Raw genomic sequence first — 26,715 nt, forward strand, 5'->3', positions numbered from 1 at the left:
CCCCGGTGTCGGTCTGCCGCAGCGCGCGCCCGGCCAGGAAGGCGCGGACGCCGGTGCGCCCGCCCGCGACCCCGGCAAGCACAGCTACAAGTCCAATCCGGCCAAGACGGCTTCGTTCTTCCAGACCCGGCTGCAGCCCGCTGCCGAGCCGGGTACCTCGATGGACAGCCCGATCTTCGCCGAGATGATGTCGGCGTGGCTGGCCGATCCGAACCCGGACCGCTCCGAGGTGGTCCAGGCGTTCGACTCGCCCGCCGACGAGGGCTGGCGTGCCGCGCAACAGGCGAGTGAGGCCCGAGCCGAGAAAAAGACCGCTGCGGGCTTGCCGCAACGCGATCCGGGCGGGAGGCTAGTCCCCGGTGCCGTAACTGGCGCCGCGGATCGCGCGCCAAGGCGTGATCCGGAGTCGATCAGGTCCAGCTTGAGTCGTCACCAGAAGGGCGTCCGGGATGGCCGCGCAATGAGAGCAATGAACCTAACCGGAGATAAAGGAGACCGATGAACCCCGATCTAGGTGGTACGAACCGTCAGCTGGATTGGCTGGTTTCGAACTTCGCCAACGAGGTTCCTGGCGTAGCTCATGCCGTCCTGGTCTCGGCTGACGGCCTGCTGATGGCCGCGAGCGCCCAGCTGCCCGTCGATCGCGCCGAACAACTCTCGGCGGTGACCGCCGGCCTGGCCAGCCTCTCGGTAGGTGTGTCCAACCTGTTCGAAGGCGGCACGGTGTTGCAGTCCGTCGTGGAGATGGAGCACGGCTACCTGCTGCTGATGGCAGTGGGCGACGGCTCCTACCTCGCGGTGCTGACCAACACGTCCTGCGATATCGGACAGGTCGGCTACGAGATGGCGCTGCTGGTCGAACGGGTGGGCCAGACAGTACAGGCCACGCCGCGTGTCACGATGGGTTCCTGATGGTGGGATGGACATAGAAGATCACCACGTGGAGAGCGCCGAGCCGAGCCTCGTCCGGCCGTACTCGCTGACCGCGGGCCGTACCCGGCCCAAGGTCGAGTTGGCGCTCGAGGCGCTCGTCGCCTCACAGCCGGTCGCTTTGGAGCGGCAGTTCGAGCTGACCAACATCGAGACGTCGATCGTGGAGTTGTGCAGAGAATCGCCGTCCGTCGCCGAAGTGGCGGCGCGGCTCGGGATTCCGATCGGAGTTGCGCGGGTACTCGTAGCGGACTTGATCGATGCCGGGCACGTGCGCGTTTCGGCGACATTGAAAGAGGATTCCAGCGACGATGAACGTCGCGAGTTGATCGAAAGGGTTCTCAGTGGACTCCGGCGTATTTGATTCGACGGCGCAGGTCGATACCCGCACCAGCAAGCCGACCTCGGCCAAGATCGTCGTCGCCGGCGGCTTCGGTGTCGGTAAGACCACGTTGGTCGGTGCTGTCTCGGAGATCGTTCCGCTGCGCACCGAAGCACTGGTCACCAACGCCAGTGCGGGTATCGACAACCTGACCGGCATTCCGATGAAGTCGACCACCACGGTGGCGATGGACTTCGGCCGGATCAGCCTGGCCGACGACCTGGTGCTGTACTTGTTCGGCACGCCGGGTCAGTACCGCTTCTGGTTCATGTGGGACGACCTGATCCGTGGCGCCATCGGCGCGGTGGTTCTGGTCGACACCCGCAGGCTCGAGGACAGCTTCGCGGCCGTCGACTACTTCGAGGCGCGCAACCTACCGTTCCTGGTGGCGCTCAACGAGTTCGACGACGCGCCGCGGTACCCGATCGAGGACATCCGGCAGGCGCTGGCGGTCTCCGCCGACGTGCCGATCCTGTCCATCGACGCGCGTCGGCGCGAGCCTGCCAAGCAGGCGCTGGTGGCGCTGACCGAGTATGCGCTGCGCAAGGTGATGCAGGGCTACTGAGCCGCCGTGCAGCCGCGGTGCCGGCACGCACTGCGGATGCCCGAGGTGTCGTGGAGTTCGTTCGCCGCGGAACCGGAGGTGCTGTGGGGTAGCAGTACCGAGTCCGTCCGCAGGCGGTCCGGGGGTCGTCGCACCCGCGCGGGGACAGGACATCGCGGCACGCCGAGAGGCCGTGCCGCGATGTTGTGCTGCCCACAGCCGGTCGGCTCGATGTGCCGGGCGCGATACGCTCGCGCGATGCGGATATCGGCGCGGGAACTACTCGGGCAGTTGCTCGACGCGGAGTCGTTCGTCAGCTGGGATCGCCCACCGGTGACGGTGAACGCTTCCGAGCGCTATCGCGATGAGCTGCGCGCGGCGCGTGAGGCCGCGGGCACCGACGAGTCCGTGCTGACCGGCGAGGGACTGTTGCGCGGCAGGCGGGTGGCCGTGATCGCCTGCGAGTTCGGCTTTCTCGCGGGTTCGATCGGGGTGGCCGCGGCCGAGCGGATCGTGCTGGCCGTCGAGCGCGCGACCGAACTCGGCCTGCCCCTGGTCGCCTCGCCGACCTCCGGCGGCACCCGCATGCAGGAGGGCACGGTCGCCTTCGTGCAGATGATCAAGATCGCGGGCGCCGTCACCGCGCACAAGGCGGCGGGCCATCCCTATCTGGTCTACCTCCGCAACCCCACGATGGGTGGCGTCTTCGCCTCCTGGGGTTCGCTGGGCCACATGACCTTCGCCGAGCCGGGCGCGATGGTCGGCTTCCTCGGCCCACGCGTCTACCAGGCGCTCTACGGCCGGGATTTCCCCGAGGGCGTGCAGACCGCGGAGAACCTGTACCGCCACGGCGTGATCGACGGCGTGCTGCCGGTCCCGGTCTTCCGCCGCATCGCCCACCGCGCGCTCAGCGTGTGCAGCGGAGTCGTCCTGCCCGACCAGGGGAACGCCCTGCCCGACCGGGGCACGAATGGATCCGTGCCCGCGCCGGGCGGACCGCGGGCGCGCGAGAACGGCGGCGGGAGCACTCCGCTGAACGGCACGGCGCACGGGGACGACACCTGTTCGCCGACCTGGCGTTCGGTCCTGATCTCCCGCCGCCCCGACCGGCCCGGCGTACGCGAGCTGCTGCGCCACGCCACCCAGCGTGTCCCGCTCAGCGGCACCGGCCAGGGCGAGGCCGACCGCACCACCCTGCTGGCGATGGCCAGGTTCCGCGGACAGCCGTGCGTGGTGTTCGGCCACGACCGCGCCGGCAGGGACGGCGAGCACATGGGGCCGGCGGCGCTGCGCGAGGCCCGTCGCGGCATGGCGCTGGCCCATGAACTGCGGCTGCCGCTGGTGCTGGTGATCGACACCGTGGGCGCCGCCCTGTCCAAGGAAGCCGAGGAGCGCGGCCTGGCCCCGGAGATCGCACGGTGCATCTCGGACCTGGTCACTCTGGACACCCCTACCGTCTCGATCCTGCTCGGCCAGGGCACGGGCGGCGGCGCGCTCGCCCTGCTGCCCGCCGACCGCGTGCTGGCCGCCACCCACGCCTGGCTGGCGCCGCTGCCGCCGGAAGGCGCGAGCGCGATCGTGTACCGCGATGTCGACCACGCCTCCGAACTGGCCACCGCCCAGCGCATCGGCGCCGCCGAACTGCACGCCGACGGGGTGGTCGACCGCATCGTGCCGGAATTCCCGGACGCGGCGGACGAGCCGGTCGAGTTCGCCCGGCGCGTCGTCGCGGCCGTCGCGAACGAGCTGGCCGGTCTGCGCGATATACCGGCCGACGAGCTGCGGGACCGCCGCCACCTGCGGTATCGCCGGCTGGGTGTGCCCGGTCTGGTGGGCTGAAGGGGCCGGGCGAACACACCCGCAACCTTCGTTGACGGCTCGCCCGCACACTTCTACGGTCGGAAGGTGACCTTCCGCAGCGATACCTCCGCCGTGCCGTCGATCGTGCTCAACGACGGCAACGTGATCCCTCAGCTCGGCTTCGGGGTGTTCCAAGTTCCGCCCGAGACCACCGTCGACGTGGTCTCCGCGGCCCTGAAAGCGGGGTACCGGGGCATCGACACCGCCGCCATCTACGGCAACGAGGAGGGCGTTGGCCGCGCGATCAGCGCGTTCGGTCTACCCCGCGACGAAGTCCACGTGACCACCAAGCTGTGGAACTCCGAGCAGGGCTACGACTCGACGCTGAAGGCCTTCGACGCGAGCCTGGCCAGACTCGGCCTCGACTACGTGGACCTGTATCTGATCCACTGGCCGGTGGCGAAGGCGGGTCGCTTCGTCGACACCTTCCGCGCCTTCCAGGAGCTCCAGCGCCAGGGCCGGGTCGGTTCCATCGGCGTCTCCAACTTCACCGTCGACAATCTGCGCACGCTGATCGCCGAGACCGGGACCGTCCCGGCGGTCAACCAGATCGAGCTGCATCCGGCGCTGGCCCAGCGCGAATTGCGAGAGTTCCACGCCGACAACGCGATCGCGACGCAGGCGTGGGCGCCGCTCGGGCAGGGCACCATGCTCGACCACCCGGCGATCGTCGCGATCGCCGAGCGGCTGCACCGCACCCCGGCGCAGGTGATCATCCGCTGGCATCTGCAGTCCGGCACCATCGTCATCCCGAAATCGGTGACACCCTCGCGCATCGAATCCAACTTCGACGTCTTCGGTTTCGAGCTCGACGAGGAGCAGATGTCGGCCATCGACGCCCTGGACCGCGGCCACCGGATCGGTGGCGACCCGGAGACCTTCAGCGCCGGTCTCTGAGCCCGGACAGCCCGAGTTCGGCGGTCAGCTCGACCGCGGCCGCCCGCCCGGCCCGGTTCGCGCCGATGGTGCTCGACGAGGGCCCGTAGCCGATCAGGTGGATGCGCGGGTCCGCGGCGACCCGGGTGGCCAGCCGCCCGGTCATGGTGATGCCGCCGCCGGGCCCGCGCAGCCGCAGCGGCGCGAGGTGATCGAGCGAACTGCGGAACCCGGTGGCCCACAAGATCACGTCGGCGGCCTGGAAACTGCCGTCGGCCCAGCGCACCCCGCCCGGTTCGATGTGGTCGAACATCGGCCTGCGTGCCAGCGCCCCGCGCGCCCTCGCCGCGCGCAGTGCGTCGGTCCACGGCAGCCCGGTCACCGACACCACCGAGCCGGGCGGCAGCCCGCGCCGCACCCGGTCCTCCACCCGGGCGACGGCCGCGCGCCCGTCCTCTGGTCCGAACGGCTCGTCCCGGAAGACCGGTTCGGTCCTGGTCACCCAGGTCGTCGAGGTGACCCGGGAGATCTCGTCGAGCAGCTGCACCGCCGAGATCCCGCCGCCCACCACGATCACGTGCTCGCCCGCGAACTCGGCGGCGTCGTGATAGTCGCGGGTGTGCAGCTGCCTGCCGCCGAATTCCTCCTGGCCGCGATAGCGCGGGACGAACGGGCGTTCCCAGGTGCCGGTGCAATTGATCAGCCCGCGCACCCGCAGCGTGCCCGCGGTGTCGGTCTCGGCGTGCAGCACCTCGCCGCGTCCGTCGCAGCGCTGTCCGTCGCCGGTGCGATCGCAGACCACCCGCACCGAGACCGGCCGGTGTACCCGCAGGTCGAAGCGCTTCTCGTAGAGCTCGTAGTAATGCGGCACGGCCGTGGACGCCTGGGCCTGCTCCGAGCCGGGCGGCAGGGTCTCCTGGAAGCTCATGCCGGGCAGGTCGTGCACCCGGTTCACCGTGCTCAGGGTCAGCGAGGGCCAGCGGTGCTGCCACGCGCCGCCGGGACCTTCGGCGTGGTCGAGCACGAGGAAGTCCCGCTCGGGGACCAGGCCGAGCCTGCGCAGATGGTAGGCGGCCGACAATCCCGCCTGTCCGGCGCCGATCACCAGAATGTCGAAATCGTCCGGCACAACGGCCGATGGTAACGCCTGTCCGGGGCCGTGGCGGCGCTGTGGCAGAGTTGGGGCATCCACAGCAAGCAGCCGGTGCGGGGAGGAAACATGCTCGGAGTCAGCCGCGACGGTGATGTCGTCACCATCGAGATGCAGCGCGAAGAGCGTCGCAACGCGCTCAACGTCGAACTGGTCACGGCGCTGCGCGAGGCCGTCCTCGCCGCCGTCGCCGACGGGGCCAGGGCGATCGTGCTCACCGGGCGCGGCCCGATCTTCAGCGCGGGCGCGGACCTGAACGGGGTGTATTCCGACCAGTTCCTCGAACTGCTGATGGACATGCTGCACACCATCGAATCCGCCCCGGTGCCGGTGATCTCGGCGGTCAACGGCGCCGCGATCGGTGGCGGCGTGCAGCTCACGCTGGCCTCGGACCTACGGGTGATGGAGCCGGACTCCTACATCGGCATCCCCGCCGCCAGAATCGGTGTGTCGGTGGACCGCTGGACCATGCACCGGCTGGTGTCGCTGATCGGCGGCGGCCCGGCCCGCGGCATCCTGCTCGGCCTCGACCAGGTGTCGGCGCGCGACTGCTACAACTTCGGTTTCGCCAACCGCCTCGGCACCCTCGCCGACGCTCAGGCGTGGGCCCGGTCGATCGCCGAACTGGCCCCGCTCTCGCTGCGGCACATGAAGCTGGTGCTCAACGACGACGGCACCCGCGACCCGGACTCCGCGGTCCAGCGCGAGGCGCTGGCGGCGGCCTGGGCGAGCGAGGACGCCAAGGAAGCCCGGCTGGCCCGCGCGGAGAAGCGACGGGCCAGGTTCACCGGGCGGTGACACCACGACCCGGTAGCGGCCGCGATGCCCGGCCCGGGCCGAGCACAGGAGGATGATGGAGAAATGAAACCTCTTCTGCTGGCAGCCGGTGCGGCCGCGGCGGCGTGGGCGGCCCGCGCCGCGTGGGACATTCCTTCGGCGCTCGGCGCCTCGGTCTCGGCGATCAAGCCCTACGCGGGCGGCACGGCGAACTACCGTGGCGACCGGTTCCACAACACCGAACCCAGCGTGCAGCTGGAGACGGGGTCGATTGCGGCACTGCTGCTCACGGCGTGGAGCAAGCGCAAGGAAGGCCACCCGGCCAAGCCGGTTCCGGTCGTGCGCCCCCAGCCGCCGAGCACGCCGGCCGACCTGGCAGTCACCTGGTACGGCCACGCCTCGGCGCTGGTCGAGGTCGACGGGTTCCTGGTGCTCACCGATCCGGTGTGGAGCGATCGGGTCTCGCCGTCGGCGCTGGTCGGTCCGGCTCGGCTGCATCCGGTGCCGCAGCCGCTGGACGAACTGCCCGAGGTGGACGTGGTCGTCATCTCCCACGACCACTACGACCACCTCGACAAGGCGACGATCATGACCCTGGTCGAACGGCAGTCCACGCCGTTCGTGGTGCCGCTCGGCATCGGCGCGCACCTGCGGCACTGGGGCGTGCCCGAACATCGCATCGTCGAATTGGCCTGGGGCGCTTCGATCTCGCTGTCCGCGCTCGGTCGTGAGCGCGACGGCGCCGACCTCACCCTCACCTGCTCGGAGGCCAGGCACTTCTCCGGTCGCGGGCTGGTCCGCAACACCACGCTGTGGGCCTCGTGGTCGATCGCCGGGCCGACCAAGCGGGTGTATTTCGGGGGCGACACCGGCTACACCAAGGCCTTCGCCGAAGCGGGCACCGCGCTCGGGCCGTTCGATCTGACCCTGCTGCCCATCGGCGCCTACGGTGATCAGTGGCCCGACATCCACATGAATCCCGAAGAAGCCGTCCGCGCCCACGGCGATCTCTGCCTCGGCGACGCCGGTCACGGGCTGCTCGTCCCGATCCACTGGGCCACCTTCAATCTGGCCATGCACGGCTGGTCCGAGCCGGTGCGCCGGTTGGTCGCCGCGGCGGATGCGGCGGGCGCCGCGATCGCGGTGCCCAAACCGGGCGAGCGGGTGAGCCCGGCGGATCCGGCCCGAACCGATCCCTGGTGGGAGAATGTGGGCTGATCGGTAGTTCCCCGGCACGTCGACTGGAAGGAACGCAGGCGATGAGTTCTCCCGACGATCGCCCACCGGTCCGGCCCGGGCCTGGCTGAGGCCGCGCCGGTGGTGCGCGCGAAGTTCGACGGCGGTCCGGGCGGAGCCGCGATCGAGGTGGCGCTGAGCAACCTCGACAAGGTGCTCTACCCGGAAACCGGAACCACCAAGGGCGAAGTCATCGCGTACTACACGGCCATCGCCCCGGCGATCCTGCCGCATCTGGCCGGGCGCCCGGTCACCAGGAAGCGCTGGCCCAACGGCGTGGACGAGCCCTCCTTCTTCGAGAAGAACCTGCCGGAGCACGCGCCGGCCTGGCTGGCCCGCCGGGTGATCGAGCACAGCGACCGCCGGGTCACCTATCCGCTGCTCGAGTCCGAGGCGGGCATGGCCTGGCTCGGCCAGCAGGCCGCGCTCGAAATCCATGTGCCGCAATGGCGTATCGCCGGGCATCGGCCGGGACCCGCCACCCGGATCGTGTTCGACCTCGATCCCGGTCCCGGCGCCGGCCTGCCGGAATGCGCCGAGGTGGCGCTCGCGGTGAAGGAGATCATCGAGGGCGCGGGCCTGCGCGCGTACCCGGTCACCAGCGGCAGCAAAGGAATTCACCTCTACGTCCCGCTGGATCGGGAGATCGGCTCCGGCGGCGCGTCCACCGTCGCCAGACAGCTGGCCACCGAGTTGGAGAAACTGCGTCCCGATCTGGTCACCGCCACCATGGCCAAGGCGGTGCGCAAGGGCAAGGTGCTGCTGGACTGGAGTCAGAACAACCCCGCCAAGACCACCATCTCGCCGTACTCGCTGCGTGGCCGCGCCCATCCCGATGTGGCCGCCCCGCGCACCTGGGCCGAGATCGGGGACACCGCGACCCTGCGCCACCTGCGTTTCGACGAGGTGCTGGCGCGCTGGCGCGACGACGGCGATCTGCTCGCCGAGCTCGATCCGCCGCTCACCGTCTCCGCCGCCCGGCACGACGACGACGCGCTGGCGAAGTACCGCTCCATGCGCGACCCCGCCCGCACCCCCGAACCCGTTCCGGCCGATCCGCCTGCCCCGGGCTCCGGCGACCGTTTCGTCGTCCAGGAGCACCACGCCCGCCGTCTGCACTGGGATGTGCGCCTGGAACGCGACGGCGTCCTCGCCTCCTGGGCGGTGCCCAAGGGCCCGCCCACCTCCCCGTCGCAGAACCGCCTGGCCGTGCGCACCGAGGATCACCCGCTGGAATATCTCACCTTCCACGGCACCATTCCGACAGGTGAATACGGCGGCGGCGAGATGACCATCTGGGACACCGGCACCTACGAGACCGAGAAGTGGCGTGACGACGAGGTGATCGTCCGCTTCCACGGCAACATCCTCACCGGCCGCTTCGCCCTCATCCGCACCCGGGCCGACCAGTGGTTGATGCATCTGATGCGGGATCAACCCCCGGCGGTGAAACCGCCCGAGGCCCCGGCAGCGGGCGTGGCGCCCGGGGCGCAACGGCCTGCGGATGCGCGGGGCCACGGCTCCGACAGCGCTGCCGGGCGGGTCGCCGCACCGTTCCCGCGTGATCTCGCGCCCATGCTGGCCACTCCGGGCGAGGTGGCCGAACTCGACCCCGCGCACTGGTGCTTCGAGACGAAATGGGACGGCTTCCGGGTCCTGGCCTGCCTCGACGGCGAAGATCTCGTCCTGCGCAGCCGCACCGGCGCGGACGTGACCGCCCGATACCCCCGATTCGCCGCGGCCGCCGCCGAACTGTCCGGCCACCGGGTGGTCCTCGACGGCGAGATGGTGGTGTTCGACGAACACGGCGTGCCCGATATCGGTCTGCTGCAAGCAGATCCGGCTCGCGCCGAGTTCGTGGCCTTCGACCTGCTGTATCTGGACGGAACCTCGTTGGTGCGCAAGCGGTTCGCCGATCGCCGCCGGGTGCTCGAAGCCCTCGCCGCGATAGCTCCGTCGCTGCGGGTCCCGCCGCCGCTGGCGGAGGACGGGGCCGAGGCCGTGCGGCTCAGCGAGGAGCGCGGGCTGGAGGGCGTGCTGGCCAAGCGGTACGACTCGGTCTACCTGCCGGGCAAGCGCGGCCGGGCCTGGCTCAAGCACCGCAACTGGCGCACGCGCGAGGTGGTCGTCGGCGGGTACCGGCGCAGCGCGGCGCGCGACTTCGCTTCGCTGCTGGTCGGAATCCCGTTCGACGACAAGCTGATCTACGCGGGCCGGGTCGGCACCGGCTTCTCCGATGCGGACATGCGCGAACTGGGTCCGCGGCTGCGGTCCTCGCGGCGTTCGTCCTGTCCGTTCACCACCGAACTCACCGCCGCCGAGCGCAAGGACGCGGTGTGGGTGGATCCGGTGATCACCGGCCGGGTGCGGTTCATGAAATGGACCGAGACCGGGCGACTCTGGCATCCGGCCTGGCTCGGCGAAGACCGCTGAGCCCGCGGCCATCGCGTCGGAGGAGAATTCGCTCACTGATAGCTGGCGACCGGTCGGCGGTGCTGAGTATGGTGAGCGCGCGGTGATTCTTTATCGAGAACGAGGAGTACACGGTGGATTTCAAGAACCTGGCCGGTAAGGCGATGGACCTCGCGGCGCAGAATGCCGACAAGGTCGACGCGGTCATCGACAAGGCCGGCGACGTGGTGGACGAGAAGACCGGCGGCAAGTTCGCCGGGCAGGTGGACGCGGCTCAGGACGCCGCGAAGAACGCGATCCGCCAGCAGGGCTGATCTCGTACCGCTGCGGCGGAGACGAAAAAGCGGCGTGCGCCGGGACTGCCCGGCGCGCGCCGCTTTCGTGTGGGGGTGGTCAGTTGGCCGCGCGGCCGGTCTGATCCATCCACTTCGTGGTGCCGGGCTCGGCCGTCAGGGTCTGGATGAGGTCGATACCGGCGATGACCAGGGCCGGTCCGCCGACGATGATCGTTCCGATGATGCCGCCGACCGAGGCGAAGGTCGGCACCGTCGCGAGCGCGAGCGCCCCGCCGGCCAGGCCGATCAGGCCGACGACACCACCGACGACCAGCCCGACGAATCCACCGATGGCGGTGGCGATGCCGAACTGCGTGGCGAAGGTGTCCATCGCCCGCCGGTTCTCCTCCAGCGAGGCGACCGGGGTGACCGGCACCGGACGGGCCTGTGAGACGTCCTTCACGACAGTGAGTTCGAGCGTCCGGTTCTCGTCGCTGACCTGATGTCCCAGCGGGTACTCCAAGCCGTCCTGCCGGAATGCCAGAGGGAAGGAGACCAGGGTGTTGTCGGCCGCGTCCTTGACCTCGACGATGCCGTTGTCCGTCCGGAAGGTGCCGTTGGTGAGAGTGGTGACGATCTTCTCGCCGACGAGCTTCGCCTCGTAACCGACATCCGGTACCGCTGCCGGCTCGGCGTGGGCGGTGCTCGCGCCGACGGTGACGGCGGCGATCAGCGGTACCAGGACCGCGGAGAGCTTGCGCATGCGCATGCGAGGAATCCAATCTTCATGAGGTCGAGCCCTACGAAGTCCATTCCGGCGAGAAAAGCTCCCCTCGACGCCGGGATGGACGTGATGTGATCCACAGAACAGCTACGTCACCGTAACCTTACTGAACCCTTATGCATTCTCGTACATGAAACCCCGGTTTCAGGGGCATTCGAAAAAAAGTAGTTCGTTCGCACGACAGCGGACCCGGGTGATAGCCGCCCCGAATGAGGCCAGCTCGTAATAGGTGAGAGCGCCGTTCTGTGATCGCCGCAACATCGCGCCGCGGTGCCGACTTCGGCGACGTCGCGTTATGTGGGGCGGCTATTTTCGGCTGGGAATCTCGCTCGAAATCGGCGACGGGCACCGGTGTCCAGCCCGAAACTGGGGGCATCCACAATCTGGACGGTCTGTTTCTGCAATCGGTCAGCTACTGGTCGTTTGTCCACTCTGTGATCGGCCGGCGTCGCACCCGGGCGAGCCCCGATTCCGACCTCGCTCTCGGGCCGGAATCGCCGGGCTCAGACGAGCAGATCGACCGCAACCGCCCCCGCGCCCGCGAGCACCACGAGGGCCAGCGCCAGCGCGTCGCGACGGGTCGGGGCGGCCGGGTGGGCGGTCAGCTCGCCGGTGCCGCCGCGCGCGGTGATCGCCTCGCCCAGTTCGACGGCTCGTCGTGAAGCCACCGCCATTGCCGCGGTGAGGATGTCGATGACGGGGCTGTCGGTGGCGCGATCGAGCAGCCGCTCCTTGGGCCGCAGCTTGCGGGCTGCCCGCAGGATCCGGATCTCCTCGAGCAACAACGGCAGGCCGCGCAGCGTCAGCGCGACCACCACCGCCCACTCGTCCAGCGGCACTTTGATTTTGCGCAGCGGAGCGCCGAGTTTGGCCAGCGCAGGCGCGATCTCACCCATCGGGGTGGTCCACGCGATCAGCAACGACGCCGCCACCAGGACGAAGCCGAACAGCACCACCTGTGCGTAGCGCAGCACCGCCGCCCCGCCCATGGGCAGATTGATCAGCGCGCCCGCCGCGATCAACGCCCAGAACCACAGCGGCAGGCGCGGCACCGTGCCCAGCGGCAGCCGCGCGATCGCACCGACCGCGATCAGGAAGACGGTCATCACGCCCAGCACCGTCCAGGACGGCCAGAACATCAGCAGCAGGCTGAGCAGGAAGGCGGCGATCATCTTGGTGCCCGCCCACAGCCGGTGCACCGGGCTGTCCACCGGGACGCGGCGCAGCAGAATGGTGCTCATCGGTGACTCCCGTCCTGGTATTCCCACGTGTGCGCGGGGTGTGGACGCGCCGCGGCCGGGTCGGCCACGATCCGGCCCTCGCGCAGATGCACGGTGCGATCGCACACCGCGGACATGTCCTCGACATCGTGGGAGATGACGATCAGGGTGAGCCCGGAATCGCGCAGCCGTGCCAGCAGCTCGACGATATCGGCGCGGCCCTCCGGATCCAGCCCGGCCAGCGGCTCGTCGAGCACCACCACCTGGGGATGACTGGCCACGATGGCCGCCAGCACCACCCGCTTGGCCTGTCCGCCGCTGAGCTCCTCGATCGAGCGGGCCGCGAGCGCCCGGTCCAGCCCCACGGCGTCCAGCGCCCGCCCGACCGCGCCCGATCCGGTGGCCCGCCCACCCCAGTCGCCGATCTCCGCGCCCACGGTCTGTTTCTGCAATTGCAGCCGCGAATGCTGGAAGGCCAGCGCCACCCGGCCGATCTGCCGGGCCACCGGCTTGCCGCCGAGCAGGCACTCGCCGGAGCTGGGGGTGACCAGCCCCGCCATGATCCAGGCCAGCGTCGACTTGCCGGAGCCGTTGCCCCCGACCACCAGCAGTGCCTCGCCCTGACGCACGGTGAGGTCGAGTCCGTGCAGGGCGGGCGCCTCCCACGGCGTGCCCCGGTTGTAGGTGTGCCGGACATCGCGCAGTTCCAGCACCGGCGGGCCCATCGACGTACGCCGCGCGCCGCGCGCGGGCTGCGGCCAGGCGGGCAGGCGCTCGACCATCCGGCCCGCGCCCAGGTGCACGACCCGGTCGGCGGCGGCCGCGTCGGCCTCGTGGTGGGTCACCAGCACCACCGCCATGCGGTGCCGGGCGGGCAGTTCGCGTAGCAGCGCGACCAGATCCCGGCGGCCCCGGGGGTCGATCATCGAGGTCGCCTCGTCGGCGATCAGCAGCGCGGGCCTGCGGGCCAGCGCGGCGGCCACCGCGAGGCGCTGCTGCTGACCGCCCGACAGCGTCGCGGTCTCCCGCCCGCCCATGCCGTCCAGGCCCACTTCGCGCAGCAACCCGTCCACGTCCACCTGCGCGGCCAGCTCGGTGGGCAACCCCCACACCACGTCGTCGGCGACCAGCACGCCCAGCGTCTGGCTCTCCGGCCGTTGCAGCACCAGGGCCGTGCCGCCCAGATGCCCGAGCCCCGCCGACCCGGGCCGCAGCACCTCGCCGCTGGTGGGCGGCAGACCCGCCAGCAGCCGGGTGAGCGTGGACTTGCCCGAGCCGTTGTGCCCGACCACGGCGACGAACTCGCCCGCGGCCACGGTCAGATCGATCCCGGACAGCGCGTCGACGTGCGCGCCGGGATAGCGGAAGCCCGCTCCCCGCAAGGTCACCGGCAGCGGACCGATCGGCCGCTCGTCGGCGGGGGCGTCGAGCCGGTCGCGGCTGGGCAGCCAGGCCAGCCGGTCCAGGATCGAACCAAGCACGAACCACGAGCACACCGCGCTGACCAGCACGCCGACCACCACACCACTGCCGACATAGAGCCACCACCAGTGCAGCACCGCCTCAGTGGCCGAGTCCACCGCCCGTCCGAGCGACTCCAGTTCCGGCCTGCTCTCGGCGATCTTGCGCACCCCGCCCGCGGTGTTGCGCACAGTGTCGAACAGCAGCTCTCTGGTCTTGGCGAACACCAGCAGCGACCCGACCGAGAACGCCGCCCACGCCAGCCCGGCCACCAGTGCCGCCAGGCAGGCCGTCGGCAGGCCGCGACCGTGCCGCTTGACCCCGCCGATGATGCCGCCGATGGTGGCGGTGCTGACCACGCCGAGCGCGGGCATCACGCCGGCCGCCACGAAGGTCACCAGTGTCGCCGCGACCGTCGCGGTGACCAGCGCGCGGATCCGGTACCGATGCGCGAGCATGCCCATCGGCACCGCGGCCACCAACTGCAGCGCCGCCGCGAACGGCACCACCGAGCCGACGGTGATCAGGCCGACGGTGACGCCGCCGAGTACCGCGCCCACGGCCAGTTCGATCGGCCGCAGCGGCCCGCGTTGCCCGGGACCGGTGACGAGCTCGGTCGGCGTTTCACTCACGCGACAAGTGTGCCAGCCGGGCCACCGGGGCACCCGGCGCGGCGGACTTCACCGAGGCCCGGCACGCAGGGCACGCGCCGATCGCGGCGGCCGGGCCGGCAACGCCGCCGGCGGTGCCGCGACGCCGCGTTGCCGTGCCGGCGCCGGGTGTTCCTCGTCAGGAGGCGGGCGCCAGCAGATAGTCGTCGGGGTCGAGGGTCCTGACCCGGCGGCGGTAGCTGGTGACCGTGCCCGGCCAGTTGTTGGTGATCCGCCCGGCGGCATCGCGGTACCAGCTCGAGCAGAAATTCCACGGGGTGCGGTCCAGCCGATCCTGCAGGTCACGGTTGAACTTCTCCTCCCGCTCGGCCTTCACCTCGAGCACATGCCCCGGGCGCTCGGCGAGCAGCCGCACCGCCTGGCCGATGTAGCGCGCCTGCGTCTCGATCATGGCGATGATCGACCCGACGCCCAGATTGGTGTTGGGCCCGTAGATCATGAACATGTTGGGGAAGTCCGGCACAGCCATGCCGTAGTAGGCGTGCGCGCCGCCCGCCCAGGCCGAGGAGAGCTCGCGCCCGTCCCGCCCGCGCACCCGCATGGGCCACAGGAACTCGGTGCCCTTGAACCCGGTGCCGTAGATGATCACGTCGGCCTCGTGCACCGTTCCGTCGGCGGTGCGCACTCCGGTCTCGGTGATCTCGGTGATCGGCTCGGTCTCCACGGTGACATTCGGCTGGGTGAGCGCGGGAAAGTAGTCCTCGGAGAACAGGACTCGCTTGCACGCGATCGGATAGTCCGGCGTGAGCTTGTCCCGCAGCACCGGATCGGAGACCTGTTTGCGCAGGTGCCTGGTCGCAATCTTCGTCACCACCGAGGCGATCCACGGCGCCTCCACCAGTCCCAGCGACAGGAACTCGGCCAGCGTCCACCAGCCCAGCCGTTCCACCGAGAGCGCGCCGGGAATGCGCGCGAACAGCTTGTGCTGCATCGGGGTGTAATCGGTGTCGAACTTCGGCACCACCCAGGCCGCACTGCGCTGGAACAGCGTCAGATGCTCGACCTGCGGCTGGATCCGCGGCACGTACTGGACGGCGCTGGCCCCGGTGCCGATGCAGGCCACCCGCTTCCCGGCGAGATCCACCTCGTGATCCCACAGCGCCGAGTGGAAGGAGGCCCCGCGGAAACTGTCCACGCCGGGGATGTCGGGCATGGCGGGCCGGGACAATTGCCCCACCGCCGCGATCAGCACATCGGCGCGGTAGGTGTTCCCGTCGGTGGTCCGCACCGTCCACCGTCCGGCGCCCGGCGCGGCCCGGCCCTGGCCGTCCCCGTCGGCGCCCGGCTGCCCATCGTGGCCGGCCTGCCGTTCGTCGAATACCGCCTCGGTGACCTGCGCGCCGAACCGGATGCGCTCGAGCAGCCCGTGCCTGCGCGCGACTTCGCGCAGGTAATCGTGGATCGCGGCCTGCCCCGAGTAGCGCTGTGGCCAGTCGGGCTTGGGCTCGAAGGAATACGAGTACAGCGGTGACGGCACGTCACAGGCGGCGCCGGGATAGGTGTTCTCCCGCCACACCCCGCCCAGATCGCCCGCGCGTTCGAGGATGGTGACCTCGTCGAACCCGTGGCGCCGCAATTCGATCGCCACGCCGATTCCGCCGAAACCGGCGCCGATGACGAGCACCGAAGGAGCTGGACCCATGTGACTCTCCTCACCCTGGCCGATGCCTCAACTGTAGAGGTGCGGCAGGTCCCGCCCATGCCCTTTCAGCGGGCCGGGCCGCTGCCCTGTGGACAACGACCGCGCTGTGGATATCCGGAGATCAGCCGTGGCTCACGCGTGCTCGCCGCGCCCTTCCCGGCTGCCCGAGTAGGCCAGCTCGCGCACCCGGCCGACCACCTCGGGCAGCAGGCGCACATCGTCGGGATGGTTCATCACCGGATCGAAGAAGTCGGTCCGATAGTCGCCCGCGTCCACCGGGTGCAGGGTGACCTCGGCGATCTTGCGCGGTCGTCCCGCCAGGCCCGCGGCGAACAGCGTGAACTCGAGCGGCGTCGCGCGCACATGTGCGGCCAGATCGTTCAGCGACGGGGACGCGGGCTGTTCGCCGGTCGGCTCGGCGAACAGCCAGACCGGGGAGTCGGCGCCGAGCCGGTAGGGCATCAGGCTGCCGTAGCGCGCACTGCGCCAGCCGCGCGCCGGGGTGACCAGGAACCGGCTCAGCAGGCCCTCGCCGGTGGTGGCCAGCGCGAGATCGAACGGTTTGTCGTCGCGATCGAGCACCCGCAGCGCCAGCCCCAGCACGTCGGGCAGTCCGGAGGGGGTGCCGATGCCCTTGGACATGCGCGCGAGCACGGCGCGCTCGCCCTCGCCGAACAGGTCTTCGACCTCGGGCTCGGGGTGCAGTCTGCCCGAGAGCGGCAGGCCGTTCGGATGGAAGACGCGCGCGTGCCGCAGCCGGGCCACGCCCGCGAAGAACTGACGGAAGAGCTGGGTCATGTGGCCGGGGTGCCCGGACCGGACCGGGTCAAACGGCCACGCGTGGCAATACTCCGCCCGGATTCAGGACGGCGCGACGCCGAGGCTTCCGGCCATCGGCACGGTGCGGAAATGCGTTGTCAGCGCACCGGTTTCGTCGAACGCGTGCAGGGCGATCGCCGGATCGGGGGAGTAGTCCATCACGCGGTCGGGCAACCGGATCTCCCAGCTGCCGCCGAGCACCGAGGCGGTGCTCGGCGCGACCAGCAGCGGCAGGCCCGCGAACACAGCGGTCGCGGAGGTGTGTGCGTGACCTGCGAAGACAGCGCGGATCCTGGTGTCGGCGGCTACCAGTTCGGCCAGCCGGCCGGGTTCGGCGAGCGCGATGTCGTCGACGATGGGACTGTGCAGCCGGACCGGCGGATGATGCATGGCCAGCACGATCGGCCCGCGCTCGGGAGCGTCGGCCAGGACGGCGCGCAGCCAGTCGTAGCTCTGCTCGTCGATCCGCCCGCCCGGCTCCCCGGGAATCGTCGTGTCCAGCATGACCACCGTCAGCTCACCGATGCGATGGACGTGGTTGATCGGCTCGGTGGAGGCTTCGACGCCGAGCAATTCGGTGCGGAAGGCAGCCCGCTCGTCGTGATTGCCGGGAATCGAATAGACCGGGATGTCGGACTTCAGCGCGGTGCGCGCCTCGGCGTACTGCGCGGCGCTGCCCGACTCGGTGACATCGCCGGTGTGGAGGATCGCGTCGGGCCTGCGGGGCAGGTCCGCCAGGAAGGCCATCACCTTCTCGACCCGTTGGGCGTTGCGGGCGCCGAGGTCGAAATGGGTGTCGCTGACCTGAGCCAGCAGGATCATCGGCGGTCGCTTTCTCTGCGGAGTCGCCGCGTCGCGTCACGGCGGGGCTGGCACGCGAGCACATGCACCTGTCCAGGCTAACGACCCGCGGGCAGCCGGTCCGCATGAGCCTCACCACGGCCGTGGCCGTGTCGCGGTTGTGCACGCTCGTGGAAAGAGCGCCGCCGGTGCCTCACGGCCCGATCGGCGCGCGGGGGTCGAGCAGTGCGGCCGGTTCGGCGAGATCCGGGACCGCGGACCAGAAATCGGCGCCCGGCGGCGCGACCAGATCGAGGGTGGCCGGTTCACGCCAGGGGGCGTCCAGCCGCAGTCGCCACGAGTGCAGATGCGCCCGCGGCGGCCCGGACTTGTCGAACAGCGGATCGCCGACGATGGCGTGTCCGATCCAGGCCAGGTGCACCCGGATCTGATGCCTGCGCCCGGTCACCGGACGCAGGGCCAGCACGGCGCGGCCGCCGGTGCGGGCCAGCGTGGTGAACTCGGTGCGGGAGGGGTAGTTCTTGGCGGCCAGCAGGTCGGCCTCCTCGACGAACCAGCGCCCGTCCGCCGACCGGATGCGTTCGCGCGGCGCGGCGATCCGCACCCGGTTCTTGCGCCCGACGCTCAACGGCAGGTCGATCGCGCCGCGGTCCGGCAGTGCGTCCCCCTCGACCACCGCGAGATAGGCCTTCTCCGCCGTGCGCTTGGCGAACTGCCTGGTCAGCGTGCCGTGCGCGCCGAGGTCCTTGGCCAGCAGCACCAACCCCGAGGTCACCTTGTCGATGCGATGCACCGGATACAGCGTCTCGCCCGCGGCGGCGGCCGATTCCACGATGTCGGTGTCGTGACGTTCCCCGGTGACCGAGATGCCCGCGGGCTTGTTCAGCGCGAGCACCGCGTCGTCCTCGGCGAGCAGATATCGCTCCCGCAGCCGCGACCAGTCCGTTTCCACTCCGGCATCCACGCCGTCGACCTTACGGAGGCGGGCCGGCGGCGGTCTGTCAGGCCCGGCGCAGCAGATGCGGGCGCAACCGGTTGAACCCGCGCAGCCGCACGCTGCGCAATTGCCGCAGGTGGAAGGCCGGATCCTCGCGCAGCCGCAGCTCGGCCCCGTCGTCGACGAGGACCGTGCCCGGCCTGGCCACACCGGTCAGCCTGGCCGCGATGTTCACCACCGTCCCGTACAGATCGCCGAAGCGCTGCAACACCGGCCCGTAGGCCACCGCGACCCGCAACTCCGGGGTCGAACCCACCACCATCGTCGACTCCTGGATGTCGAGGGCGATGTTGGCCGCGGCGTGCGCGGTCTCGGCGGCGAACATCACTTCGTCGCCGACGTTCTTGATCACCCAGCCGCCGTTCTCGGTGATGGCCGCGGTGGTGGTCGACTCGAACGCCTCGAGCAACGTGGACAGTTCGTCGGGATGCAGATGCCTGGTGAGCCGCGTGTAACCGACCATGTCGGCGAATCCGACGGCCAGTTCCCGGGTGGAGTCCTCGCTGAGCGGGGCCACCTCGCCGTCGAAGGAACGGTTCAACGCCGCCGCCAGATGCCTGCGCCAGGTGTAGGACAGCAGATCCTCGAGCGCGGTCATCGTCTCCTCGGCGATCCGGCGCACATCCTCCGGCGAATCGCCCTCGGCGTTGATGCGGGAGTAGATCTCGGCGAGCACCAGATCGGCCTGCCATTCGGCCAGCCGCGCCATCTGCCTGCCGATGGTGCGCGCGGCCGCGGCCTGTGACCGCAGGTCAGCGCCGCCGACCACGCTCATCGACCGGAACTCGCGCACCGCCTCGATATCGCCGTCGGTGTAGTCGACCGCGTGATCGTCATTGGCCGGAAAGCCCAGGGCCGTCCACAATCTGCGCGATACCGCGGGCGCCACCCCGGACAGTTCGGCGACCTGATATCGGTCGTATTTCCGCTCGCCCTGCAGGAGATACGATTCCACCACCGACTGGACCAGCTCGGAACTGCGATGCGACGACGCCATTCCGTCACCTTACGGCCCGCCGTCGCGCCCGGCGAGAGCCTCCTTTTCCCCCGCGCCCGCACGCTTTTCGCCCGCCGCGGCCACACCCGCGCGATCAGCTGTCACCGGCCACCACGCGCAGCGTCTTCAGTTCCTCGTCGGCGGCGTCGGGAATGTTCATGCCCGCGTCGTGCCCGGAGCGCACGTACTCGACCACCGCCTCGTCGAGGACTTCTCCCGGCAGCGCGGCGGGAATGCCGGCCGCCGGAGGCAAGCAGGTCGGCCCGGAACGCGTCGGCCCCGATCACCTCGGGCACCCGCTCGTCGATTCCGCGGCCCTGCCGGTGATCCGGCGGGGTGAACCCGTAGCGGTCGAAGCGGTGGTACTCCGCCAGGTCACCGCAGTGGCGGCTGCCAGGAATCGTTAAGCCGCTCACAAGGTGCGGCGGGCACCTTGATGGCCATCCCCTTCACGCACAGGAGTCAGCCCATGAGTACCGCCCTCGCCCCGACCGCCCGCCCCGACACCGCCGAGATGGTCATGGTCCACAACGCCTTCCGCAGGCATCTCTCGGCCCTGCCCGATCTCGTCGCGCAGGTCGACGCCGCCGACACCACTCGCGCCCGGCGCCTGGTCGATTTCATGAAGGAGCTGGTCAGCGGCCTGCACCATCACCACACCGGCGAAGACGAACTCATGTGGCCGATCCTGCTCGAGCGCGCCCCCGGCGACGCCGCCCTGATCGAGCGCATGGAAGAACAGCACGAGCGCATCGCGGGCCTGATGAAGCGCGCCGACCGCGAAGCCGAGGCCTTCGCCGAGACCGCCGACACCGTCGCCCGAGACCACTTCGCCGCCACCCTGCGCCTGCTGTCGGTCGCCCTCGACGAACATCTCGACGAGGAGGAACGTCGTATCCTCCCGGTCGTCGAAGAGGTCATGACCGTCGCGGAGTGGGAGCACCTCGCCGAGAACGGCCGCGCGCACATGTCCAAGGAGCGCCAGCTCGTCTTCCTCGGCTACATCCTGCACGGCGCGCCCGCCGCGGACGGCAAGAAGTTCCTCTCGGTGATGCCCCTGCCCGCCCGCCTGGCCTGGCGCTTCATGGGCCGTCGTGCCTACGGCAAGGAGTACCGCGAGATCTACGGCACCGCCCCGCAGTGGTGATCAGTACTGGGACGCGCCCAGGTCGACGGAAATGCTTGCGGCGGTGACCAATCGGGCTTCGTCACTGGCCAGCCAGGCCACCGTGTCGGCGATGTCGTCGGGCATGGCGACGCCGTCGGGCAGCATCGGCGTGTTCATCTTGCCCAGCAGTTCGTTCGTCTGCCCGGCCCGCACCAGCGCCCCGACCATGTCGCCGGAACCCATCGGCGTCGCCACCGGTCCGGGGGCCACACTGTTGACGCGGATCGAATGCTTGCCGAGTTCGGCGGCGAACGCCCGGGCCATACCGGTGACGGCGTGCTTGCTGGCGGTGTAGTGCACCATGAACGGCTGCATGCCCACCCCGGCCGCCGAGCCGATCAGAATGATCGACCCGCCGCGACCGCCTTCGATGATCCGCTGCGCGCCCGCCATGACGGTGTTCCAGGTTCCGGTGACATTGGTGTCGATCACGTCGCGGAAGGACTGCGGCGTGATCGTGTCCCACGGCTCGGGGATGCAGATGCCCGCGTTCGCGACGATCACATCGAGCCTGCCGAACGCCGCGAATCCTTCGTCCACGACCGCCCGCAGCGCGTCGATATCGCGCACGTCGGCGGCCTTCGCGACGATCTTGCGCCCGGTGGCCTCCACCAGCGCGACGGTTTCGGCGAGGTCGTCGGGCGTCGCGGAGTCGTAGGGCACCGCCTCCGGCAGCGGCGCGCACAGATCCACCGCGATGATGTCCGCGCCTTCCCCGGCGAGCCGGACCGCGTGCGCGCGCCCCTGCCCGCGCGCGGCTCCGGTGACGAACGCGACCCTGCCGTCCAGACGACCACCCACGGCTCTGCCTCCTCGTGTCCGGCCAGACGCCACCGTGTTCAGCCCGCCTGACAACTACCGGTGATCGACGCTACGGCCGGTGCCCCTGCGGCGCAAGGGATCACGCTCGGCCCGTCCGGTCCTGCTCCGCCGGGTTTCGTGGCGTGGTGCGCCTGGTCCGAGCTGTCAGGCCCGAGGATCGGCGGGGACGAGTTCGATGACCGCGATATCGGACGGCGCGGCGACCCGCACCGGCGGACCCCACGCGCCCGCGCCACGGCTCACGTAGAGCTGCGTGTCGCCGTAGCGTTCGAGCCCGGCGAGGGTCGGATTGGCCAGGGCCGCGATCAGATTGCCCGGGAAGATCTGCCCGCCGTGGGTGTGGCCGGACAATTGCAGGTCGACGCCGTGGTCGACGGCGTCGTGGATCAGTGCGGGCTGGTGGGCCAGCAGCACGCAGGGCTTCGAGGTGTCGCGGCCGCCGAGCGCGGCGTCGAAGTCGGGGGCACGGTCGTAGGCCTCGGCGGCCAGGTCGTCCACGCCGGCGATGTCGAACCAGGGGAGTTCGGCGCGCTCGTTGAACAGGACGCGGATGCCCAGGCTCGGCAGGTACTCGATCCATTCGTCGGGGCCGGAGTAGTACTCGTGGTTGCCCAGGCAGAAGAAGATGCCCTGCGGGGCGCGCAGGTCCGCCAGCGGCGCGACGTGCTCGCGCAGGTCGGCGACGGTGCCGTCGACCAGGTCGCCGGCGATGGCGATCAGGTCCGGCCGGGTGCCGTTGACCGTGTCGACCACTTTCCGCGCGAAATCGCGCCCGAGTACGGGACCGAGGTGCAGGTCGCTGACCAGGGTGATGCGGAACCCCGACGCCTCGGCGGGCAGCCTGCGGATCGGCACGGTCACCCGGTTGACGGCAGGCCCTTTCAGCACCCCGTAGGTGCCGCCGCCGACAGTGGCGACGGCCGCCACCGCCGTGGCGCCCGCCAGCGCCCGGTCGACGAACATCCGGCGGGAGACGGTCCGCGCGTCCGCCGCTCGTTCGCCGGCTCCCGATGTTGCCGACCCTTGCGCCTGCGTCTGCGGCGCGGTCGTCGCCGGCGCCTGCCGGGGCGCTGCGCGCCGTGCCGCCAGTCGCACCAGCAGCGGCCGCAGCACCTCACCGATCAGCACCCCGAGCAGCAGATAGATCAGCACCGCCGCCCACAGATAGCCGACCGTCGACACCACCCGAACGACGCCGAACGGCACGGCGTCGATCCGCGAAACCAGCGTGCCCACCAGGAACAGCCCGCCGGTCACCACCACCGCGGTCCCGGCGCGCCGGGCCGCCGACCCCGCCACCGTGCTGTCGCGCACCAGCCGCCGCCACACGTACCAGTGCAGCCCGACGAGGACGGCGACCATCACGGCCACCATCAGCAAACCCACCACTACGCCCACCGGTACAAGATCCTTCCGGACTGGCCCGAACTCCCGACCCAGCGAATCTACGCGCGCCCGTCGGGTGCACACGGTCCGCTGCATCCCTCGGCACGCCTCCGGTGCGGCCTGCGCCGGCCGGATCACCACTTCATCGGTGCGGGGCGGGGCCCGCGGCGTCCTCGCCGAGAGGTCGGGACAGGCCCGAGAACCGGGTGCCGCTGCGGGCCGCGAGCCTACCGATCGTCCTCGGCGAGGAGCCGGGCCAGCATGTCGCGCTGACGGCGGTGCCCGATGGTCTCGTAGCCGACGACGGCGACGAAGGGGGCGATCATCACCACCAGCAGGCACACCGCGATCCCGACCCCGAGCGCGGACAACACCGCGGCCAGGGCCAGCACGCCGAGCGTCAGCCCGAGCAACAGCAGATGGAACGGGTCGACAGCGGCCATCAGCGCCGTGTGCAGGAGATACACCATCGACACGTAGAGGCCGACCGGTACGGCCAGGCAGAGCACGACAGCCACTTCGTCCAATTCCGAGTGGTGTTCGAGATAGAGGCCGGCGACGTGCAGGCCCGCCCCCGCGGCGGCGATGCCGATGAACAGCGGAATGTGCCCGAAGCCGAACAGGTACCCGCGGTCCCGGCGCAGCGCCAGCATCTCGCCGAACGGCGTCATGAAGTAGACCCACCACATGCCGAAGGTCAATCCGGTGCCCGCCACGACGACCGCGATCGTGTCGGTCGACCACTGCAGCCCGTTCTCGCCGCCGAGCAGCCCCGACGACGAGGCCACGGTGCCGACCACTCCCTCACCGAGAGCGATGATCGCGAACAGCGCGTACCGCTCGGCCATGTGGTGCGGGTGCCACGGCGTGCCGGTGGCGAGGCCCTGGGCGAGCCTTGGCAGACATACCTCCAGCGTGCCCAGCCCGATCACGACGGCCACCGCGGCGGGAATCGGCATCGGCACGAAACCGACCAGCACCCAGCCGATCTGGACGATGGTGATCCACCGGATGTTCGCCGTGGCGACCCGTTGGTACGCGCTGGTCTGGCGCGCCACCCGGCCCCACTGCAGCACCATCGCCACCCGCATCACCACATAGCCGATGACCATCAGGCGCAGTTCCAGTCGATCGCCCCCGTCGAGCGAATGGAACATCGGCGGCAACCCGAGGGCGAAAACCACCACCCCGCACATCTGCACCATCGTCAGCACGCGGTAGAGCCAGTCGTCGGTGTCGAACGCCGAGGCGAACCAGCTGAAACTCAGCCAGGCCAGCACGATCGCGAACATCGCCAGCACGAACGCCGGAACCGCCGGGCCGATGTGGCCGTGCGCCACCATCTCCGCCAGCTGCGAGGCCGCCGTGCCGACCGCGACCACGAACGTCAGATCGACCAGCAGTTCCAGTGGCGAGGCCGCCCTGCCCTGTTCCTGGGGGTCACGCCCGATCATCGGGACCATGCGATGTGCGATGCCCCGGGCGAGGGCGTTCGGTTCTTCGGTGTCCGTCACCCGGGTAAGCATGACCCAGCCGATGTCGGTCCTCGCCCGGACCCGCGATTCCGGCGCGGACCCCGTGGCCCACGGCCGTCGCCAGGTGTCGGTTTCGTCCAAGACAGCGGGCAGCGACTGTCCCTAGGCTGACCCGCAGGCAGAACGCGATGCTGACACGCAGGAGGAGAATCGATGACACGCGAACTCGTCTATACGGGCTTCATGTCGCTGGACGGCGTCGTGGACTCGCCGGGCGGCAAGGTCGAGGGCCACCGCAGCGGCGGCTGGGTGTTGGACACCGAGTTCGTCCCCGAGGCGTTCTCGCTCAAGGGGGAGGAGCTCGCCGACACCACAGCGTTGATGTTCGGCCGCCGCAGCTACGAGGCGTTCGCCCCGATCTGGCGTGACTCCGACGATCACGCCGCCTACAAGGACCTGCCCAAATACGTGGTCTCCGGCAGCCTGACCGAGGACGAGCTGATCGAGGGGTGGGGCCCGATCACGATCCTGCGCTCGGAAGACGACGTCGCGAAGCTCAGGCAGTCCGAGGGCGGCGCGATCTACATCCACGGCAGCGCCGAGCTGGCCAGGAGCCTGTCCGAGGCCGACCTGATCGACCGCTACAACCTGCTGGTGTTCCCGGTGCTGCTCGGCGCGGGCAAGAGCCTGTTCACCCGCGCCGACCGTGACAAGCGGACACTGCGCCTGCGGGACTCGGCGTCCTACTCCAACGGCGTGACCAAGCTCGTCTACGACGTCGTGCGCTGACCGGGATCGAGCGCGATCGCCCCGCCGGTCCGGTCGCGCAGTTGCCGGGCCGTGCGCCCGACGTATCGCCGCAGCGCGCGGGCGAGATGCGGCTCGTCGTAGTACCCGAGCTTGTCGATCACCTCGCCCGGAGTCTCGCCCGAGGTCAGCAGGACGGCGGCGGTGCGGGCCCGCCCGATCTGCCGGACCGCGCCCTGTGTGAGTCCGGTCGCCGCGCGGAACCGGCGCTCCAGCGTCCGCCCCGTCACCTCCGGCGCCGCGCCTCGAAGCGTCGCCGCCACCACCGGATCCCGAACCACGACGCCTTCGCGGACGAGCCGTTCGACCAGCGTCTCCGCGTCGTCCGGTCGCGGTGTCTCCCGATAGGCGCCGTCGAACCAGAAGCGCCGCCCGGTCACATCCGGCAGCGTGATCCCGCCGTCGACCAGCGTTGCCGTGGCGACCGCGCGCAACGACGTCCCGACCGCGAACTGGATTCCCACGAATTGCGCGCCCTCGGGCACAGGCGCGGTCGCGGTGCGGCTCTCCGGCCCGGTCACCGCCGCATACGGCCGCCCCTCCTGCTCCCAGAACACCAGGCCCCAGGTCTCACTCGCGACCGAGGTCATCTCCGAGACCGCCGCGCTGCGGCACGTCCACACCGACTGCACCCACGGCGAATCCGATTCGCGTGTTCCGAAAAGCAGTCCCATAGCCGGGATGGTAGGCCCGCACACCGACAACATCCGCGCTCGAATGGACGAAACAGCTTGCAGCTGGAAAGATCCCACGGTTCCGCTCCGGAACACCCTCGAGAGAAAGACGTTCGATGAGATTGATGGGTAAGGTCGGCTTCGCCGTGGCGGTGACCAGCCTTGCGGTGGGATCGGTGCTCGGCGCGGGGTCGGCCGACGCGGCCGGTTTGCACGCGGCGATCGCGATCAGCGGCGACAGGTGGACCTACGGCCTGAGTGTCGACGCGGCGAGCTTCGACGAGGCGCGCGACCTGGCGATCGCCGACTGCGGTGGCGGCGACTGCGCGGTGGCCGCCGCCTGGGCGAACGGCTGCGGCGCGATCATCGAGAGCCGTGAGGGCGTGGCCGTGGCGTCCGGCCCGAACCGGGCCGAGGCCGAACGCGCCGCCTACCAGCGGCTCTCCGAGGTCACCCCGACGGCGCAGCTGGCCAATGTCGGCTCCGCCAATCTGAGCGGCGCGCGCATCATCGATGTCGTGTGCACGAGCAACGCTCGCTGATGCGCCC

The 26,715-nt window shown here is 70.4% G+C and carries 26 protein-coding genes and 2 pseudogenes; 13 read left to right on the forward strand and 15 right to left on the reverse strand.

The genetic code is table 11. The features are described 5' to 3' along the window. From ON26_RS03115 to ON26_RS03140, 6 genes and pseudogenes are all read left to right on the forward strand, one after another. Window positions 1-502: pseudogene (locus tag ON26_RS03115) on the forward strand (sensor histidine kinase); the annotation flags it as partial. Beyond that, complete coding sequence (locus ON26_RS03120; protein WP_011207200.1) at window positions 499-912, forward strand: roadblock/LC7 domain-containing protein; 414 nt, start codon at window positions 499-501, stop codon at window positions 910-912. The pseudogene ON26_RS03115 and the gene ON26_RS03120, both read left to right, overlap by 4 nt. 7 nt (window positions 913-919) lie before the next feature. After that, a complete protein-coding gene (locus ON26_RS03125; RefSeq protein ID WP_040794432.1) occupies window positions 920-1,294 on the forward strand; it encodes a DUF742 domain-containing protein in 375 nt (124 codons plus the stop codon). Beyond that, window positions 1,275-1,877, forward strand: a complete 603-nt coding sequence (locus ON26_RS03130; RefSeq protein ID WP_174375360.1) for a GTP-binding protein — start codon at window positions 1,275-1,277, stop codon at window positions 1,875-1,877. Before ON26_RS03125 ends, ON26_RS03130 begins: the two co-directional genes overlap by 20 nt. A gap of 237 nt (window positions 1,878-2,114) precedes the next feature. Then, the gene (locus ON26_RS03135) at window positions 2,115-3,695 is read left to right on the forward strand and encodes a carboxyl transferase domain-containing protein (protein ID WP_040794433.1); all 1,581 of its coding nucleotides are present in this window, start codon (window positions 2,115-2,117) and stop codon (window positions 3,693-3,695) included. 66 nt (window positions 3,696-3,761) lie between these two features. Continuing rightward, a complete protein-coding gene (locus tag ON26_RS03140) occupies window positions 3,762-4,613 on the forward strand; it encodes an aldo/keto reductase (RefSeq protein WP_040794434.1) in 852 nt (283 codons plus the stop codon). On the opposite strand, the gene ON26_RS03145 is transcribed toward ON26_RS03140, so the two are convergent. Further along, complete coding sequence (locus ON26_RS03145; protein WP_040794435.1) at window positions 4,597-5,721, reverse strand: NAD(P)-binding domain-containing protein; 1,125 nt, start codon at window positions 5,719-5,721, stop codon at window positions 4,597-4,599. The genes ON26_RS03140 and ON26_RS03145 overlap by 17 nt on opposite strands. A 90-nt stretch (window positions 5,722-5,811) precedes the next feature. Between ON26_RS03145 and ON26_RS03150 the strand changes: the two genes are divergently transcribed. The 4 genes from ON26_RS03150 (at window position 5,812) to ON26_RS03165 (ending at window position 10,481) form a co-directional block, all read left to right on the forward strand. Then, the gene (locus ON26_RS03150; protein WP_040794458.1) at window positions 5,812-6,540 is read left to right on the forward strand and encodes an enoyl-CoA hydratase; all 729 of its coding nucleotides are present in this window, start codon (window positions 5,812-5,814) and stop codon (window positions 6,538-6,540) included. Window positions 6,541-6,603: 63 nt separating this feature from the next. Beyond that, entirely contained in the window at window positions 6,604-7,737 is a 1,134-nt protein-coding gene (locus ON26_RS03155; RefSeq protein ID WP_040794436.1) for an MBL fold metallo-hydrolase, read from the forward strand. Window positions 7,738-7,839: 102 nt separating this feature from the next. Beyond that, entirely contained in the window at window positions 7,840-10,188 is a 2,349-nt protein-coding gene (locus ON26_RS03160) for an ATP-dependent DNA ligase (protein ID WP_083883689.1), read from the forward strand. 113 nt (window positions 10,189-10,301) lie between these two features. Continuing rightward, on the forward strand, window positions 10,302-10,481 hold the full coding sequence (locus ON26_RS03165; RefSeq protein WP_040794437.1) for an antitoxin: 180 nt from the start codon (window positions 10,302-10,304) through the stop codon (window positions 10,479-10,481). A gap of 79 nt (window positions 10,482-10,560) precedes the next feature. Here ON26_RS03165 and ON26_RS03170 read toward each other — a convergent pair whose 3' ends face one another. The 10 genes and pseudogenes from ON26_RS03170 to ON26_RS34400 all read right to left on the reverse strand — a co-directional run. Then, window positions 10,561-11,211 (reverse strand): DUF8020 domain-containing protein, encoded by a 651-nt coding sequence (locus tag ON26_RS03170; protein WP_040794438.1) that lies wholly within the window; start codon window positions 11,209-11,211, stop codon window positions 10,561-10,563. A 518-nt stretch (window positions 11,212-11,729) separates the two neighbouring features. After that, window positions 11,730-12,467, reverse strand: a complete 738-nt coding sequence (locus ON26_RS03175) for an energy-coupling factor transporter transmembrane component T family protein (RefSeq protein WP_040794439.1) — start codon at window positions 12,465-12,467, stop codon at window positions 11,730-11,732. Beyond that, window positions 12,464-14,539 carry an ABC transporter ATP-binding protein gene (locus tag ON26_RS03180; RefSeq protein ID WP_083883687.1) on the reverse strand — a complete coding sequence of 692 codons (2,076 nt, stop codon included), beginning with the start codon at window positions 14,537-14,539 and terminating at the stop codon, window positions 12,464-12,466. Before ON26_RS03180 ends, ON26_RS03175 begins: the two co-directional genes overlap by 4 nt. A gap of 157 nt (window positions 14,540-14,696) precedes the next feature. Then, the gene (locus tag ON26_RS03185; RefSeq protein ID WP_040794440.1) at window positions 14,697-16,220 is read right to left on the reverse strand and encodes a flavin-containing monooxygenase; all 1,524 of its coding nucleotides are present in this window, start codon (window positions 16,218-16,220) and stop codon (window positions 14,697-14,699) included. 132 nt (window positions 16,221-16,352) lie between these two features. Beyond that, window positions 16,353-17,018, reverse strand: coding sequence for a hypothetical protein (locus tag ON26_RS03190; protein ID WP_040794441.1), 666 nt, complete (start codon window positions 17,016-17,018; stop codon window positions 16,353-16,355). 63 nt (window positions 17,019-17,081) lie between these two features. After that, complete coding sequence (locus ON26_RS03195) at window positions 17,082-17,861, reverse strand: metallophosphoesterase (RefSeq protein ID WP_040794442.1); 780 nt, start codon at window positions 17,859-17,861, stop codon at window positions 17,082-17,084. Window positions 17,862-18,033: 172 nt separating this feature from the next. After that, entirely contained in the window at window positions 18,034-18,804 is a 771-nt protein-coding gene (locus ON26_RS03200; RefSeq protein ID WP_245545700.1) for an RluA family pseudouridine synthase, read from the reverse strand. 37 nt (window positions 18,805-18,841) lie between these two features. Beyond that, window positions 18,842-19,834 (reverse strand): adenylate/guanylate cyclase domain-containing protein, encoded by a 993-nt coding sequence (locus tag ON26_RS03205; protein ID WP_040794444.1) that lies wholly within the window; start codon window positions 19,832-19,834, stop codon window positions 18,842-18,844. Between the two features lie 94 nt (window positions 19,835-19,928). Then, window positions 19,929-20,087, reverse strand: coding sequence for a hypothetical protein (locus ON26_RS33110; protein WP_306307235.1), 159 nt, complete (start codon window positions 20,085-20,087; stop codon window positions 19,929-19,931). After that, window positions 20,050-20,235, reverse strand: a pseudogene (locus tag ON26_RS34400) (hypothetical protein); the annotation flags it as partial. The pseudogene ON26_RS34400 and the gene ON26_RS33110, both read right to left, overlap by 38 nt. Window positions 20,236-20,303: 68 nt before the next feature. Between ON26_RS34400 and ON26_RS03210 the strand changes: the two are divergent. Continuing rightward, a complete protein-coding gene (locus ON26_RS03210) occupies window positions 20,304-20,981 on the forward strand; it encodes a hemerythrin domain-containing protein (RefSeq protein ID WP_040794461.1) in 678 nt (225 codons plus the stop codon). Here ON26_RS03210 and ON26_RS03215 read toward each other — a convergent pair whose 3' ends face one another. From ON26_RS03215 to ON26_RS03225, 3 genes are all read right to left on the reverse strand, one after another. Continuing rightward, window positions 20,982-21,803, reverse strand: a complete 822-nt coding sequence (locus tag ON26_RS03215) for a mycofactocin-coupled SDR family oxidoreductase (RefSeq protein ID WP_040794445.1) — start codon at window positions 21,801-21,803, stop codon at window positions 20,982-20,984. 165 nt (window positions 21,804-21,968) lie between these two features. Next, a complete protein-coding gene (locus ON26_RS03220; protein WP_218000536.1) occupies window positions 21,969-23,222 on the reverse strand; it encodes a metallophosphoesterase in 1,254 nt (417 codons plus the stop codon). 215 nt (window positions 23,223-23,437) lie between these two features. Beyond that, window positions 23,438-24,724 carry a low temperature requirement protein A gene (locus ON26_RS03225; RefSeq protein WP_040794446.1) on the reverse strand — a complete coding sequence of 429 codons (1,287 nt, stop codon included), beginning with the start codon at window positions 24,722-24,724 and terminating at the stop codon, window positions 23,438-23,440. A 174-nt stretch (window positions 24,725-24,898) separates the two neighbouring features. On the opposite strand from ON26_RS03225, the gene ON26_RS03230 reads away from it, so the two are divergent. Then, a complete protein-coding gene (locus tag ON26_RS03230; protein ID WP_083883688.1) occupies window positions 24,899-25,474 on the forward strand; it encodes a dihydrofolate reductase family protein in 576 nt (191 codons plus the stop codon). Here ON26_RS03230 and ON26_RS03235 read toward each other — a convergent pair. After that, a complete protein-coding gene (locus ON26_RS03235) occupies window positions 25,456-26,166 on the reverse strand; it encodes a helix-turn-helix domain-containing protein (RefSeq protein ID WP_040794448.1) in 711 nt (236 codons plus the stop codon). The two genes, ON26_RS03230 and ON26_RS03235, sit on opposite strands and share 19 nt — an antisense overlap. Window positions 26,167-26,282: 116 nt before the next feature. Between ON26_RS03235 and ON26_RS03240 the strand changes: the two genes are divergently transcribed. Beyond that, window positions 26,283-26,708 carry a DUF4189 domain-containing protein gene (locus ON26_RS03240; protein ID WP_040794449.1) on the forward strand — a complete coding sequence of 142 codons (426 nt, stop codon included), beginning with the start codon at window positions 26,283-26,285 and terminating at the stop codon, window positions 26,706-26,708. Window positions 26,709-26,715 lie beyond the last annotated feature (7 nt).

The organism is Nocardia higoensis NBRC 100133, assembly GCF_000308595.1.
GTDB classification, from domain to species: Bacteria; Actinomycetota; Actinomycetes; order Mycobacteriales; family Mycobacteriaceae; genus Nocardia; species Nocardia higoensis.